We start from the raw sequence: 13,858 nt of genomic DNA on the forward strand, positions 1-13,858 counted from the left end.
CCGTTACACACTCATTAGCTCTGGCAAACTGGAAGGCGGCGAGAACCTGAAAGTGTCGTCGTCCTCGGCGTTGCTGGAAGTCAAAAGCTACGGCGTTGAAGGCAATGACGTGAAGGCGCTGGTCAGCACCAAGAGCGAGGATGTGGTCAAACAGAATGTGGTGAACGCCGGTGGTTCATCCAGCGGTGCAGCGGCGGTCGGGCAAGTGTCGAACGCGGTGATGAGTCAACTGAGCGATCAGGACCCGGTGTTCAGTGCATTCGCCAACGCCAGCAGCGATGCGCAGTTGGCGAAGCTTTCCGAAAAGCTTGGCCCCGACGTGAGCGGTGGTGCGATCCAGGCGTCCACTAACGGCCAGACACTGATCTCGAACGCCATCAACACGCGCTCCAGCAGTGCCCGCAGCGGTTTGTCCTCGGGTGATGTGTTGGCCGAAAAAGGCGTGTGGCTGCAAGCCTTGAACAGCGATGCCGATCAAGGTTCGCGCGGCGGTGTCGCCGGTTATAGCGCCAACAGCCAGGGTATTGCGGTGGGCGCTGACGGTCAGTTGAATGCCGATACCACACTGGGTATCGCTTACAGCTACCTGAGCAGCAACGTGAAGTCCGACGCCGGAAGCAAGACTGACGTCATCGGTAACGCGTTGACGCTGTACGGCAACTGGACTCACGACAATTTCTTTGTCGACACCTCGCTGACCTATGGCTGGAACACCAACGAGTCCAAACGCTACATCGCCGGCACCCGTGCCAAGGGCGATTACGACAGTGATATCTTCGGTGTGAACGCGTTGGCCGGTTACACCTTGCGCTTCAATCAGCAGGTGTTGCTGGAGCCGCAGATCGGTGCGCGCTATGCCAACGTAGCGATCGATGCGTACCGCGAGAAGGGCAGTTCGGCCGCGTTGAGCGTCGGCAGCCAGCGTTATGAAGTGGGCGAGATGGGCCTCGGTGCACGCCTGGCTGCAGCCTTCGATGTCGGCGCCGGCAGCCTCCAGCCCGAAGCGAAGGCCATGGCGTGGCACGACTTCATCGGTGACCAGGCCAACGCGAGCTCGACCTTTGTGCTCGGCGGTACGCCGTTCACCACCAGTGGTGCGAAACCTGCACGCGACAGTTATGAACTGGGTCTGGGCGCCACCTACCGCATCGGTGCCTGGAGCGTGGGCGGTTCGTACGATTACCTGACCAAAGCAGACTTCAATRCAGACACCTTCACTGCCAAGGTTCGCTACGATTTCTGATTGATTGGCCGCAACCAAGACGACCCGCCATGAGCGGGTCGTTTTGTTTCTGCGGCTCTACAATTGGTAGCTGAAACTGATGCTGTAACGCGTACGCCGATTGAAGGTATCCAGCGCTTCATCGGACATGGCCTTGCCTGCTTCAAGGGCGATGTTGTAGTACCTGGCGTCGCCGAAGCGCAGGCCGACGGCCACCGAGGACAGGTTGCTGCCTTGTATCGGCAGGGTGTTGAACCAGGTTTTCGCACGGTCCAGTACGACGTAGGGTTGCAGGATGCGCACCCAGTTACCGGCGCGGTTGAAGCTGTAGTTGACTTCATAAGCGGCGCCCCAGCCCTTGTCGCCGGAAGCCTGGTCGTCGGGGTAGCCACGACCGAAGTTCTGCCCGCCGAATACCGCACGCTCACTGTCGGGCAGGGTGTCGTCGGTCCAGTACAGCGCGGCTGACAGCACACCTTGCCAGTTGTCGAAGAACTTGTTGCTTTGCACACCCGAGAGTCGCAGGCGGAAGAAATCCAGGTCGTAGGTCGGGTTGTTGGTGTTGGCACCCATGCCATTGATGCCCTGGTACACGCCGCCACTGATGATGCGCAGTTGTCGGTCATCGGCTTTGCGCCAGTCACCTTCGAAGGCCAGGGCGCGGACATCGGTATTTTCATCGACCGTAATCGGATAGCCAAGCACTTTGTAGCGGGTCATGTCGTCGACCGCATACAGGCGTGTCGTGAGTGTAAGCAGTTTGGTGGGTGAGGCGATCAGCGGATGGCTGAGGCCAATGGAGTATCGATCGTTTTCGCGGTGTGATTTGAGTTGCAGGCCGTTGTCCAGTTGCACAAGCGTCGCCGGGTCGGCGCGGTAGCGCGAACCGGACAACAGCAGTTGCGTGCCTTCGGCATTGAGGAACTGGTTGTAGTCCAGGCGGTAGTATTTTTCGTGGTCATCACCCGGTGGAAACAGACCACTGAGGGTGATCTGCTCACCCATCGACGTTTGCGAGTTGCTGCTGACACCGAGCAAGGCCTTGGTGCCTTTGCGGTTGTCTTCGGTAGTGCTCAGGCTACTGGCGAACGGTTTGCGACTGGCTTGCGCGATCAGGTAGGTCGCGCCGTCGGTAGTACCCGGTGGCGGCACTTGCGCTTGTACGGTGACGCCGGGGATGCGGCTCATCAGGGTGGTGTAGCGTTCGAAAGTCTTGCGCGTCAGCGGGCGTTCGGCCTGTAGCTTGGCCACCAGTTTATCGAGCAGGCCCTTGACCCGACCGACATCGCCCTGCAATTGATAGTCCTTGATATAGCCTTCTACCAACACCGAGGTGGCGGCAGGCTCCGGGACTTGCAGCTTTGGCGTGGCTGGACGGTAGGCGTCGGCAGGCAGGTTGGGGGCAGGCAGGTTGCGGGTGGTTTCGTTGCTATTGAGGAAAGCGGGGAGGGAGTCGGCATAAACACCAGAGCAACAGATGAGCAGCAACAAGCAAGCCAAAGCGCGCATAGAACACCCCATGATCAAAACCGCAGCATTGCGAAAGGATCTTCGATCAGTTGTTCCCGTCAGGTTCTGAGGACGTGATTCGGGGACAACCGATGTCTTGCGCCAACATGGAAAATGACGGAAAACCCATTCGAATCTTCCGTCTCCAACCAAACGTAGGCGCTGTAGGAACGGCCGTCGAATCGGCCAGGTGCAATGACTACTTGGTACCTGTCAGTGTGCCGGTCAAACTGCCGAGCGCACCGAGTCCGCCGAGCCCACTGGTGGTACCGCCACTGGTCGTGCCGGTGAGCAGGCTGCCAACGGTGGTCCCTGCGGCGGTCACGGTATTACCGACCGCAGTGACAACCGGGTTGGGGGCGGTAGCGGTGATGTTGGTGCCTGCGCCGCCGATGGCGGCGCCGGTTTGAGCGAGTAATCCATTGACCGGTGCAGTCAGGCCCGTGGTGCCGGCCACTTGTTGAGTCAGGCTGGCGACACCGCTGGTGACCGGATTCAACGCAGCACCGACCGTTGCGCCGACGGCGGCCAAGGGAGCGGTCGTCGTTGTGTTGGCGACACCCGTACCGCCCAGGAGCGTGCCTGTTCCAGCCACCAGGTTACCCGCCGAGCCGCCCGTTACTGCGGCAGAGCTGATCGTTGGGTTGGTGTTACCGGCGTTGAGTCCGCCAGCGACATTCACGACCGCACCGCCGACGGTTTCCAGCAGCCCGCTGCCTGTCAGACCACCGGTTCCACCCGCTGTACCGGACGTGGTCGTCAGGCCACCGGCCGCGCCAGTGGTGGTTGCCGTGTTAGTCAAGGCGCCACCGACGATGTTGGTCAGCGGATTGCTGGTGCTCGAGGTGGTGACATTGCTGCCCAAGCCACCAAGTGCGCCGCTGACGTTGTTGAGCAGACCGTTGACCGGGGCGCTTAGCCCGGTGGCACTGGCGACTTTACCGGTCAGGCCTTCAGCCAATGTGACCACCGGAACCAGCGTGTTGGTGCCCACACCATTGCTCAACGAACCCAGCGGACCACTGCTGGTGACGGCGCTCAGGGTGTTGCCGAGCATCGAAACGCTACTGCCTGCCCCACTCACCACGGGTGCAACCTGGGTGATCAGGCCGCCGACCAGAGGAATGCTTTGAGTGGTGGTCGACAATTTGCCGCTCAGATCCGTCACGCCGTTGCCGACGTCAGTCACGACATTACCGACCACCGCTGTGGTTTTACTCACTGCCAGTGGATTCGAGCCCAGTGTACCGAGGCCGCTGTTCAGACCGCCGCCCAGGCTGTCGACCACATTGCCCGTCGTATTGACGGCACTTTGAAGGACGCCGCCGACTACCGGAAGGGGCGCGACGGCGGTGCCAAGATCGCTCACGCCAGCACCCACGCCGCTGACGGTGCTGCCCAGATCGGAAACCAGCGTACTGGTTGTCAGGGCAGGGCTGGTGGTGCTGCCAGTGCCACCGGTTCCGCCTGTTCCCGTCGTGCCGCCGCCAGTGCCACTGGTTCCGCCTGTTCCTGCCGTACCGCCGCCAGTGCCTCCAGTCCCGCCTGTTCCTGCTATTCCGCCGCCAGTGCCACCGGTTCCGCCTGTTCCCGCCGTACCGCCGCCAGTGCCGTCTGTTCCACCAATCCCCGCCGTACCGCCGCCAGTGCCACCGGTTCCGCCTGTTCCCGCTGTACCGCCACCACTGCCGTCCGTACCGCCGCTGCTACCCGAGCCGCTGGAACCACCTGCACCTGCGGCACTGTCAGGCGATGAGCTGCCGGGACTGCTGTGATGACCGCCACCGCCGCTGCTGCAACCGGTCAGGCTGAGACTCAGGACCAACGCCAATGCAGTACTGGTTTTCAACAAAACGTGAGAGCTCATGAGTAAGTTTCCTTGCACCTGTCACAACGATCACTGTTTTCGATTGCCTGCCAGTTCTGTTGCTGGCAATGCCTCGTCCGTTGCTTATCTATCTAATGCAGGTGCTGTTTCAGGCCATACTCAACTTGGTATTAACAACTTGTATATCACGGATCGAGTTGTACTTGAGGGCTAATACCAAAGGTATGAAATGGTGCGTTTTCTTATAATAAAATCCTTATAAATCAATGGATGATGTTTTTCTGGAAACCGTGAGGCACTTCGAAAAACTTAAGTTATATATATACAATTAACCGGGGGGGCGATCAGGCGTGGCTGCACGCAAATGTCGCCCACGGTTCATCCGAGGGCGGCGTATACTGCGCGCCTCATTCACTCAATGGAGAACAGCATGCCGGCCCCCGTCTGGTGGTTGCTTTGCCTGCCTTTTATCGCGGGTGCGTTTTTGCCCTTGCAGGCCGGTATCAATGGCCAACTGGCCAAACAAGTGTCGAGCGTACTGGCCGCTGCGCTGATTTCGTTTTTTGTCGGCACCGTGGCATTGTTGCTGCTGGTCGTGATCCAGCGCGAAACCCCGGCATTGGAGACACTCAAAAGCCTGACCTGGTGGCACTGGAGCGGTGGTCTGCTCGGCGCATTTTTTATTACCACGGCCGCTTTCGCCGGGCCGCGCATTGGCGCCATGTTGTTCATGGCGCTGGTGCTGGCGGGGCAACTGGGGATGGCGATGACCCTGGATCATTTCGGCTGGGCCGGGTTTCGCGAAGCACCCGTCAGCGCCGGTAAAATTGCCGGGCTGGTGTTGATTATGGCGGGTGTATTTTTTATCCGGCGCGGCTGAGCGGCCTCAGGCAAGCGGTTGCCAGGTACCGAGCATGTGTTCCAGATTCCCGGCGCCGATCACCTTGAAGTCACCACTTGAGCCGGCAGCGCTGGACAGCAAGGAGACCTCGCTGGGTAAGCGCACCGGTTTCTTGAATTGCACGGCAATCTCGATGTTCGACGTCGGCAGATGCCCGCTCAGGGCCGCAAGGGTGCGCGCCTTGATCCACAAACCGTGGGCGATGGCCCGGGGGAAACCGAAGAGTCTCGCGCTGACAGCACTCAGGTGAATCGGGTTGTAGTCACCGGAAACCCTGGCGTAGCGCCGGCCAATTTCACTGGGCGCCCACCAGCGGGTGACCTCGTTCATGGTCAGAGCAGAATCCATCGACGGCTCGATTGCTTCGCCGGGAAGCTTCACGCCTTTGCAGAGCATCTGGCTTTCGGCTTCCCAGAGCGGCCCGAGCGCGTCGTCAATCGTGGTGATCAACTCAAACACCGCACCCTTGGCGTGGGGTTGCAGGTTCTGCACCCGCACACTCACCCGCACTCGAGCGACTGCGCCCAAGGGACGCAGAATGCGGATGCGATTGGCCAGGTGAACCAGCCCCAACAGCGGAAACGGAAATGTCCTGGCAGTGAGCAATTGCATCTGCAAGGCGAACGCCAGCACATGAGGATAGGTCGGCGGCAACAGGCCGTCATCGGTAAACCCGCACACCTTGCGATAGGCTGCCAAACGCTTGAGGTCAACGTTGACCCAGCAACGAAAGCCATCCTCGGGCAGGGTGGTGCCGGTGATCTTGCGCCGCGTCGCCGCTCGCCAATACAACTCGGGCAAGTACGGTGTAGTGCTCTGTGAATGCCAATCTGTTTCCATGTTCAGGCCCCCAATACACTTTGCCCACACACTCGCAGCGCTTGCCCGCTGACCGCGCCGCTGCCGGGTTGGGCGAGCCAGACCACGGCTTCAGCAACGTCTTGCGGCAGTCCGCCTTGGCCCAGTGAGCTCATGCGTCTCCCGGCCTCACGCAAGGTAAACGGAACCTGCGCAGTCATTCGGGTTTCGATAAAGCCCGGGGCGACAGCGTTGATGCTGATTCCACGCGCTGCCAACAGTGGCGCCCAGGCCTGAGCCAGACCTATCAGCCCGGCCTTGCTCGCGGCGTAATTGGTTTGCCCGCGATTGCCGGCGATGCCGCTGATCGACGCCAGCAGAATCACCCGACCGTTATCGTGCAGGGCGCCGCTGTCGAGCAGCGCTTTGGTCAATACTTGCGGTGCATTCAGGTTCACTGCAAGCACCGCATCCCAGAATTCCGGTGTCATGTTGGCCAGGGTTTTATCGCGGGTGATGCCCGCGTTATGAACCACAATGTCGATGCCGTTCGGCAATTGCTCGATCAATTGCGCGGCGGCGTCTTCGGCGCAAATGTCGAGGGTGATGCTATGGCCGCCGAGGCGGGCAGCGAGGGCATCGAGATCGGTCTTGGCCGGTGGGACGTCGAGCAGTACCACCTGCGCACCGTCGCGGGCCAGGGTTTCGGCGATCGACGCGCCGATCCCGCGAGCCGCGCCCGTCACCAGCGCCGTGCGCCCCGCCAACGGGCGAGTCCAGTCCTGGACCTGAGTGTCGCAAGCGTTCAGCCGCACCACCTGTCCCGAGACATAAGCACTCTTTGGCGAGAGGAAAAACCGCAGCGCCCCTTCGAGTTGGCCTTCAGCCCCGGCGCCGACATACAGCAACTGCAAGGTGCCGCCACTGCGCAACTCTTTGGCCAGCGAGCGGCTGAAGCCTTCGAGTGCACGTTGGGCACTGGCGGCGAACGGGTCACTCAAGGTTTCCGGTGCGCGCCCGAAAATCACCAGATGGGCGCTGTGCTCGAGGTTTTTCATCAACGGTTGAAAGAACTCACGCAGCTGCTTGAGTTGCCCGGTCTGCATCAGGTCACTGGCATCGAACACCACGGCCTTGAGCTTGGGAMCGTGGCCCGGAATCCACGCCTGGGCCAGCAAGGGTTCAGGGCCGTAGCTGTAAATCTGCTCGGTGAGTTTGTTGGCGAACGCGCTGACGTTCTGTGACAGCGGGCCGCCACCGATCAACAGCGCGCCATCGACGGGCCTTAGGCGACCGGCCTCCCAGCGTTCCAGGCGAACCGGCGACGGCAGGCCAAGGGCCCCGACCAGGCGGTGGCCGAGGGCCGAATTGGCGAAGTCGATATAGCGGTCAGACATGGAAGACTCTCCGGCAGTGAGGGTACAAGGTGTGGACCACGAATCGCGATCAGTCGTTCGATCCGCGAGATAAGGCCTACGCTTGATCACAGCAGATTAGTTTGAATCCGGGGTTTTTGTTGGTTGGCAGGGCATTTAGATGAATGCGCAACTGGCATAGGAATGCAGTACCTGTGGGAGCGAGCCTGCTCGCGATGAGGCCGGCACATCCAATTTTTTTGCCGGCTGATACCCGCGAATGTGTGCTCGGCTCGCGGTTGTCACCCACCACCCCGGCCTACGACATTCAACAAGCCTGCGGCACCGGCCTGGAAGCGGCGTTGCTGGTGGCGAACAAGATTGCCCTGGGGCAGATCGACTGCGGCATTGCCGGGGGTGTCGACACCACGTCGGATGCACCGATCAGTGTCAGCGACGGCTTGCGCAAGATTCTGCTGCAAGCCAACCGCGCCAAGAGCACCGGCGACAAGCTCAAGGCTTTCCTGCAATTGCGTCCCCGGCATTTGATCCCCGAGTTTCCGCGTAACGGCGAGCCGCGCACGGGGCTATCGATGGGGCAGCATTGCGAGCTGATGGCGCAGACCTGGAACATTCCTCGTGCCGAGCAGGATCAGCTGGCGCTGGAAAGCCACCAGAAAATGGCCGCGGCCTACGCCGAGGGCTGGCAGAACGATCTGATGACCCCATTCCTCGGCCTGACCCGCGACAACAACCTGCGCCCGGACGTGACGCTGGAAAAACTCGCCTCGTTGAAACCGGCTTTCGAAAAGAGCGACAAAGGCACGCTCACTGCCGGCAACTCGACACCGCTGACCAGTGCTCTGCACCTTGAAGGCCTGGGAAGACCCGGATTACTGCAAAAACCGGCTTGGCCTCGATGCACCGCTAGGTTCGATCGACCGCAGCCGACTCAACGTCAAAGGCAGTTCACTGGCGGCCGGACATCCGTTTGCCGCGACTGGTGGGCGAATCGTCGCCAACCTTGCCAAGCTGCTGGACGCCGCCGGGAAGGGGCGCGGATTGATCTCGATCTGCGCCGCCGGCGGTCAGGGTGTGACGGCGATTATTGAGCGCTGAGGGCAGCCGTATTTTGTTGCTCGGCCAATACCCGATTGCGATTGGCATAACTCTCGGCCATCACTGAGCAGACGACCAGTTGCAGCGGGTGATAGATCATGATCGGCAACAGGATCAGACCCAGCCCCGGGTTGGCACCGAAGATCAGCGCGGCCATCGGCGCACCGGCGGCCAGGGACTTTTTGCTGGCGCAGAACACTGCGGCGATCTCATCGGCGGGGCTGAATTTCAGGGCACGGGCGGTGCGGGTGGTCATCCACAGAATGATCGCCAGCAACACGGCACTGCCGACCAATGCACTGAGAATCACCGTGTTGCCCTGTTGCTGCCACATCCCGGAAACCATCGAGTTGCAGAACGCCGCGTAGACCAGAAGCAGGATCACCAGTTTGTCGACGATGTTGGTGTAGCGCTTGTGGCGACTGAAAAACTTGCCGAACAGCGGCCGCAGCAACTGACCCAGTACCAGCGGCAGCAGCAACATGGCACAGAGATCGAGCAGGGTTGAACCCAGGTCGATACCGCCAGCACCGCTGCCCACCACCAGGCTCACCAGCAACGGCGTGAGGAAAATCCCCAGCACGCTGGACAGGCTGGCATTGAGAATCGCCGCCGGCACGTTGCCGCCGGCGCTGCCGGTCAAGGCCACGGAAGAGGAAATGGTCGAGGGCAGGGCGCACAGGTAGAAGAACCCGAGCATCAGCAGCGATGGAATGTGTGAACCCAGCAGCTTGTCGCTGACCAGCCAGATCAGCGGGAACACCAGAAAGGTGAAGCCCTGGATCATCAGGTGCAGGCGCCAGTTTTTCAAGCCGTGGCGGATCTGCTCGCTCGACAGGTTGACCCCGTGCAGGAAGAACACCAGGAACACGCCGATGTTGATCACCCACTCGGCGTGCATCGTGCCGCCAGTGGCGCCGAAGCGCGGGAAGATGTACGACAGCAGCGTGGCGATCAGCATCCCGCACAGGAACCAGTCGGTGACCACGCGTTTGAGGTGTTTGACGGCATGCATAACGGGCACCGAAGGCATTGTAAGAAGAGATGACCTAGCCTAAGGTCAAGACTTCCGCCCGTCTTGCGACATAAGGCCAACCAATGCCGGCTAACGGACAAATTTCCCTCGAACGGACTATTCCGACCCTGACGGCGTTGCCGCGCCCGCTGTTTGCCCGTGCGGAAAGCCTCAGTGCCGGCTCGTGGACGCCACCTCATCGCCACGATTGGGTGCAATTTTCCTACGCCATCAGTGGCGTGCTCGGCGTGCACACCGCCGAGGGCAGTTTCTTTGCGCCGCCGCAGTGGGGGATCTGGATTCCGGCTGATCTGGAGCACCAGGTGGTGACCTCGATGCGCGCGGAAATGCGCAGCCTGTATGTGCGGCGCGAGGCGTGTGCCTGGGCGGACGAGCGTTGCCGGGTGCTGGAAGTTACGCCGCTGGCGCGTGAGCTGATCAAGAGCTTCTGCCAACTGCCGGTGGACTATCCAGAGGGTGACAGCCGTGAAGCACGCCTGGTCGAGGTGCTGCTGGATCAATTGGCGAGCCTGCCGGAAGTCGGTTTCTCTCTGCCGTTGCCACGTCACCCGCGTTTGCTTGGGTTGTGCAACGAACTGATCGCAAGCCCTGAGCAGAGCGTGACGTTGCATGAATGGGCCGAACGATTGGGGACGTCGGAGAAAACCCTGATGCGCCTGTTCCAGCGTGAAACCGGATTGAGTTTCCGCAGCTGGCGCCAGCGCATGCGGCTGTTGTCGTCATTGAGTTTGCTGGAAGACGGCAACAGCGTGACCACGGCGGCGCTGTCTAGCGGCTATGACTCGACTTCGGCGTTTATTGCGGCGTTCAAAGGCCTGTTCGGGTTTACCCCGGGAGAGTTGTTCAAGCAGTGACGGCCTCATCGCGAGCAGGCTCGCTCCCACGGGTTTTTGCAGTGTCCTTGTGGGAGCGAGCCCGCTCGCGATTGGCCGCGAAGCGGCCACCCTGATTCTATTATCAGGTACGGAACCGCCGAACCAACCCGTCCAGCTCATTCGACAGCCCCGCCAGACTCTGGGAGTCGAGTCGTGCCGAGTTGGCCAGTTCGGCCACCAACTGCGCATCGCCATGGATCTGGCTGATGTGCCGATTGATGTCTTCGGCGACCTGATGCTGTTCTTCCGCGGCCGTGGCGATCTGGGTGTTCATGTCGCGGATCACGTCCACCGACTCGCGGATCTGCCCAAAACTGTTGCGCGCTTCGCCGATCCGGCTGACCGACTGTTGCGACACCTCGAGGCTGGCGTGCATCTGCTGGGTGACTTGACTGGTACGTTTGGCCAGGTTGCCGAGCAGTCCGTCGATTTCCGCGGTGGAATCGGCCGTGCGCTTGGCCAGTGCGCGAACCTCGTCGGCTACCACCGCAAAACCGCGACCTTGCTCGCCAGCACGGGCCGCTTCGATCGCGGCGTTCAGTGCCAGCAGGTTGGTTTGTTCGGCGATGGAGCGAATGGTGCCGAGGATCGACTGAATGTCATTGCTGTCGCGTTCCAGCTGCTGCATTGACTGCGCCGACTGTTCGATTTCCTGGCTCAACTTGTCGACGCTGTGCACGGCCGCATCGATCTGTTGCTGACCTTCGCGGGCCTGACGCTGACCGCTGTCGGCCGACTCGGCGGCCTGGCTGCAGGAACGCGCGACTTCGTTGGCGGTGGCGACCATCTCATGGAAGGCCGTGGACACCATGTCCACCGCTTCACGTTGGCGCCCGGCGGCGTCGGCCATGTCGCTGGAGACCCGGGTCGCGCTTTGCGAGTTGGCAAGAATTTTGGTMGCAGCGCCGCCGATGTGCTGGATCAGGCTGCGAATCGCGGCGAGGAACTGGTTGAACCAGTTGGCCAGTTGCGCGGTTTCGTCGCTGCCACGGATCTGCAGGTTCTGGGTCAGGTCACCTTCACCTTGGGCAATGCCTTCCAGGCCGCTGGCAACGCTGCGGATCGGCCGCACGATGAGGCTGGCGAAACTGGCGCCGACCACGGCGAAGAACACGGCGAGAACGGCGGCGATGATCGCGATCAGCCAGGTCAGCGCAGTGGCGGAGCTCATGACGTCGGTTTGCTTGATCAGGCCGATGAAGGTCCAGCCCAGTTGTTCCGACGGCCAGACGTTGGCCATGTAGCGCTCGCCGTTCAACTCGACTTCGACCAGGCCTTTGCCGGCCTTGGCCAGTTGTGCGTAACCGTCGCCCAGGCTGCTCAGCGCTTTGAAGTTGTGCTCTGGCTGTTTCGGGTCGACCAGCACGGTGCCGTTGTTTTCCATCAGCATCAGGTAGCCGGTTTCACCGAGCTTGATCTGTTTGACGATCTCGGTGAGCTGCTTGAGCGTCACGTCGATGCTGACCACGCCACCATTGGTGCCGAGCTTGTTGTCGAGGGTGCGCACGGTACTGACGTAAGTCGCATCATCCTGAGCCCAGTAATAAGCCTCGGTGCGAAACGGTTTGCCCGGTTTGGCTTGTGCCGCTTTGTACCAGGGACGCTGGCGCGGGTCGTAATTGGCCAGTTTCGGGTCATCGGGCCAGGACACGTAACCCCCGGCACTGGTGCCAATGATGGCGTACGCGTATGACGGATGACTGGCGCCCAGGTCTTGCAGCAAAGCAAACACCTGCTTGTCCATCTCGCCTTGCGGAATCTCCGTCGCATTGGCGCTCATGTAGGTCTTGAGGCTGGCGTCGGTGTTTTTGATCAACGGCTGGGAGGCCAGGTAGTTGACGTTCTGGCTGATGCCGTCGAAGAACAGTTGCATGGCATTGCTGACCTGGCGGATCTCTCGACCGCTGCCGTCGACAAAGTTATCTTTGGCATCGCTGCGCAGGTTCATGACCACCAGGGTGGCGACCAGCACAACCGGCAAGCAGGCGATGACTGCGAACGCCCACGTCAGTTTTTGTTTGATGTTCATCCGCGCTCCAGATTTTTTTTCTTATTAAGCCCACGCAGTGCTGATGACTCGCGGATTGTCGGACAAATTCCTTTCTCTGTTAGGACTTCGGCCGCCAGGGGCGGAAATTGAGGGTTATTGGTAAAAATCCTACAAGGAGTGACTTGTCTGATCTCAGACTCTGTCGCAAATGCCCGCTGATCCAGTCGCCAACGTGCGGCTGACTCTCGGCTATGATCTTCGTCGCTCAACAGGGTTTACCTGATTAATCTGGCACATTGGGTGCATCTGCAACGTTCATAGGTCGGCAACCCCTCCCCGACAGGAGAGGATTGCCGTATAACGAATGACATTCGCGTGTTTGGTAATAAAGGACCCACAATAAAAGCTGATGAAGACTCCAAAACGCATTGAACCGCTGATCGAGGACGGTCTGGTTGACGAGGTGCTGCGCCCACTCATGAGTGGTAAAGAAGCAGCTGTTTATGTGGTGCGCTGCGGCAACGAGTTACGTTGCGCCAAGGTTTACAAGGAGGCGAATAAACGAAGTTTTCGTCAGGCGGCCGAGTATCAGGAAGGTCGCAAGGTCCGTAACAGCCGTCAGGCTCGCGCCATGGCCAAGGGCTCCAAGTTCGGTCGTAAAGAAACCGAAGACGCCTGGCAGAACGCCGAGGTTGCGGCATTGTTCCGTTTGGCCAGTGCCGGGGTGCGAGTGCCCAAGCCGTTCGACTTCCTGGAAGGCGTGCTGCTGATGGAACTGGTGGCGGACGAGTACGGCGATGCCGCGCCGCGTCTCAACGACGTGGTGCTGGAAGCGGATCAGGCGCGTGAATACCACGCCTTCCTGATTTCGCAGATCGTGCTGATGCTGTGTACCGGTCTGGTGCACGGTGACCTGTCCGAGTTCAACGTATTGCTGACCCCGGACGGCCCGGTGATCATCGACCTGCCCCAGGCAGTCGACGCTGCCGGCAACAACCACGCGTTCAGCATGCTGGAGCGTGACGTGGGCAACATGGCCTCGTATTTCGGGCGCTTTGCGCCGGAGTTGAAGCGGACCAAGTACGCCAAGGAAATGTGGGCCCTGTATGAAGCCGGCACCCTGCACCCGGCCAGCGTGCTGACCGGTGAGTTCGACGAGCCGGAAGAGTTGGCGGACGTGGGCGGCATCATGCGTGAGATCGAGGCCGCGCGCCTTGACGAGGAG

The 13,858-nt window shown here is 60.7% G+C and carries 10 protein-coding genes and 2 pseudogenes; 5 read left to right on the top strand and 7 right to left on the bottom strand.

All coding sequences use genetic code 11. The annotated features are described in order from the left end of the window. On the top strand, window positions 1–1,243 hold a 1,243-nt coding region (locus AC1DH9_RS20690), incomplete at its 5' end, for an autotransporter outer membrane beta-barrel domain-containing protein (RefSeq protein WP_477808690.1). A 57-nt stretch (window positions 1,244–1,300) separates the two neighbouring features. Here AC1DH9_RS20690 and AC1DH9_RS20695 read toward each other — a convergent pair. Further along, on the bottom strand, window positions 1,301–2,731 hold the full coding sequence (locus AC1DH9_RS20695) for a ShlB/FhaC/HecB family hemolysin secretion/activation protein (protein WP_477808691.1): 1,431 nt from the start codon (window positions 2,729–2,731) through the stop codon (window positions 1,301–1,303). Between the two features lie 199 nt (window positions 2,732–2,930). Continuing rightward, entirely contained in the window at window positions 2,931–4,598 is a 1,668-nt protein-coding gene (locus AC1DH9_RS20700) for a collagen-like triple helix repeat-containing protein (protein WP_427538029.1), read from the bottom strand. A 391-nt stretch (window positions 4,599–4,989) separates the two neighbouring features. Between AC1DH9_RS20700 and AC1DH9_RS20705 the strand changes: the two genes are divergently transcribed. Continuing rightward, window positions 4,990–5,439, top strand: a complete 450-nt coding sequence (locus AC1DH9_RS20705; protein ID WP_427529418.1) for a DMT family transporter — start codon at window positions 4,990–4,992, stop codon at window positions 5,437–5,439. Between the two features lie 6 nt (window positions 5,440–5,445). Here the strand turns inward: AC1DH9_RS20705 and AC1DH9_RS20710 are convergent, their stop codons facing one another. Next, entirely contained in the window at window positions 5,446–6,300 is an 855-nt protein-coding gene (locus AC1DH9_RS20710) for a MaoC family dehydratase (RefSeq protein ID WP_427538026.1), read from the bottom strand. Window positions 6,301–6,302: 2 nt separating this feature from the next. Further along, window positions 6,303–7,655 (bottom strand): 3-oxoacyl-ACP reductase, encoded by a 1,353-nt coding sequence (locus AC1DH9_RS20715; RefSeq protein ID WP_477808692.1) that lies wholly within the window; start codon window positions 7,653–7,655, stop codon window positions 6,303–6,305. A 230-nt stretch (window positions 7,656–7,885) separates the two neighbouring features. On the opposite strand from AC1DH9_RS20715, the pseudogene AC1DH9_RS20720 reads away from it, so the two are divergent. After that, window positions 7,886–8,732: pseudogene (locus AC1DH9_RS20720) on the top strand (thiolase family protein); the annotation flags it as partial. Here AC1DH9_RS20720 and AC1DH9_RS20725 read toward each other — a convergent pair. Beyond that, a complete protein-coding gene (locus AC1DH9_RS20725) occupies window positions 8,719–9,747 on the bottom strand; it encodes a bile acid:sodium symporter family protein (RefSeq protein ID WP_427538018.1) in 1,029 nt (342 codons plus the stop codon). The pseudogene AC1DH9_RS20720 and the gene AC1DH9_RS20725 overlap by 14 nt on opposite strands. Before the next feature lie 83 nt (window positions 9,748–9,830). On the opposite strand from AC1DH9_RS20725, the gene AC1DH9_RS20730 reads away from it, so the two are divergent. Continuing rightward, complete coding sequence (locus AC1DH9_RS20730) at window positions 9,831–10,622, top strand: AraC family transcriptional regulator (RefSeq protein ID WP_427538015.1); 792 nt, start codon at window positions 9,831–9,833, stop codon at window positions 10,620–10,622. Between the two features lie 103 nt (window positions 10,623–10,725). Here the strand turns inward: AC1DH9_RS20730 and AC1DH9_RS20735 are convergent, their stop codons facing one another. Both AC1DH9_RS20735 and AC1DH9_RS20740 read right to left on the bottom strand, forming a co-directional pair. Further along, window positions 10,726–11,493 carry a methyl-accepting chemotaxis protein gene (locus tag AC1DH9_RS20735; RefSeq protein ID WP_371917654.1) on the bottom strand — a complete coding sequence of 256 codons (768 nt, stop codon included), beginning with the start codon at window positions 11,491–11,493 and terminating at the stop codon, window positions 10,726–10,728. A gap of 90 nt (window positions 11,494–11,583) precedes the next feature. After that, a pseudogene (locus AC1DH9_RS20740) lies at window positions 11,584–12,672 on the bottom strand (cache domain-containing protein); the annotation flags it as partial. 370 nt (window positions 12,673–13,042) lie between these two features. On the opposite strand from AC1DH9_RS20740, the gene AC1DH9_RS20745 reads away from it, so the two are divergent. Continuing rightward, window positions 13,043–13,858 (top strand): PA4780 family RIO1-like protein kinase (locus tag AC1DH9_RS20745; protein WP_477808693.1); only part of this gene is annotated, 816 nt, incomplete at its 3' end.

Source organism: Pseudomonas sp. 05T35, from assembly GCF_056396605.1.

Bases quoted from the DNA above. Each gene is read 5' to 3' on its own strand.
- AC1DH9_RS20695 (WP_477808691.1), bottom strand. From the start codon at position 2,731: ATGCGCGCTTTGGCTTGCTTGTTGCTGCTCATCTGTTGCTCTGGTGTT.
- AC1DH9_RS20700 (WP_427538029.1), bottom strand. From the start codon at position 4,598: ATGAGCTCTCACGTTTTGTTGAAAACCAGTACTGCATTGGCGTTGGTC.
- AC1DH9_RS20705 (WP_427529418.1), top strand. From the start codon at position 4,990: ATGCCGGCCCCCGTCTGGTGGTTGCTTTGCCTGCCTTTTATCGCGGGT.
- AC1DH9_RS20710 (WP_427538026.1), bottom strand. From the start codon at position 6,300: ATGGAAACAGATTGGCATTCACAGAGCACTACACCGTACTTGCCCGAG.
- AC1DH9_RS20725 (WP_427538018.1), bottom strand. From the start codon at position 9,747: ATGCATGCCGTCAAACACCTCAAACGCGTGGTCACCGACTGGTTCCTG.
- AC1DH9_RS20730 (WP_427538015.1), top strand. From the start codon at position 9,831: ATGCCGGCTAACGGACAAATTTCCCTCGAACGGACTATTCCGACCCTG.
- AC1DH9_RS20735 (WP_371917654.1), bottom strand. From the start codon at position 11,493: ATGGCCGACGCCGCCGGGCGCCAACGTGAAGCGGTGGACATGGTGTCC.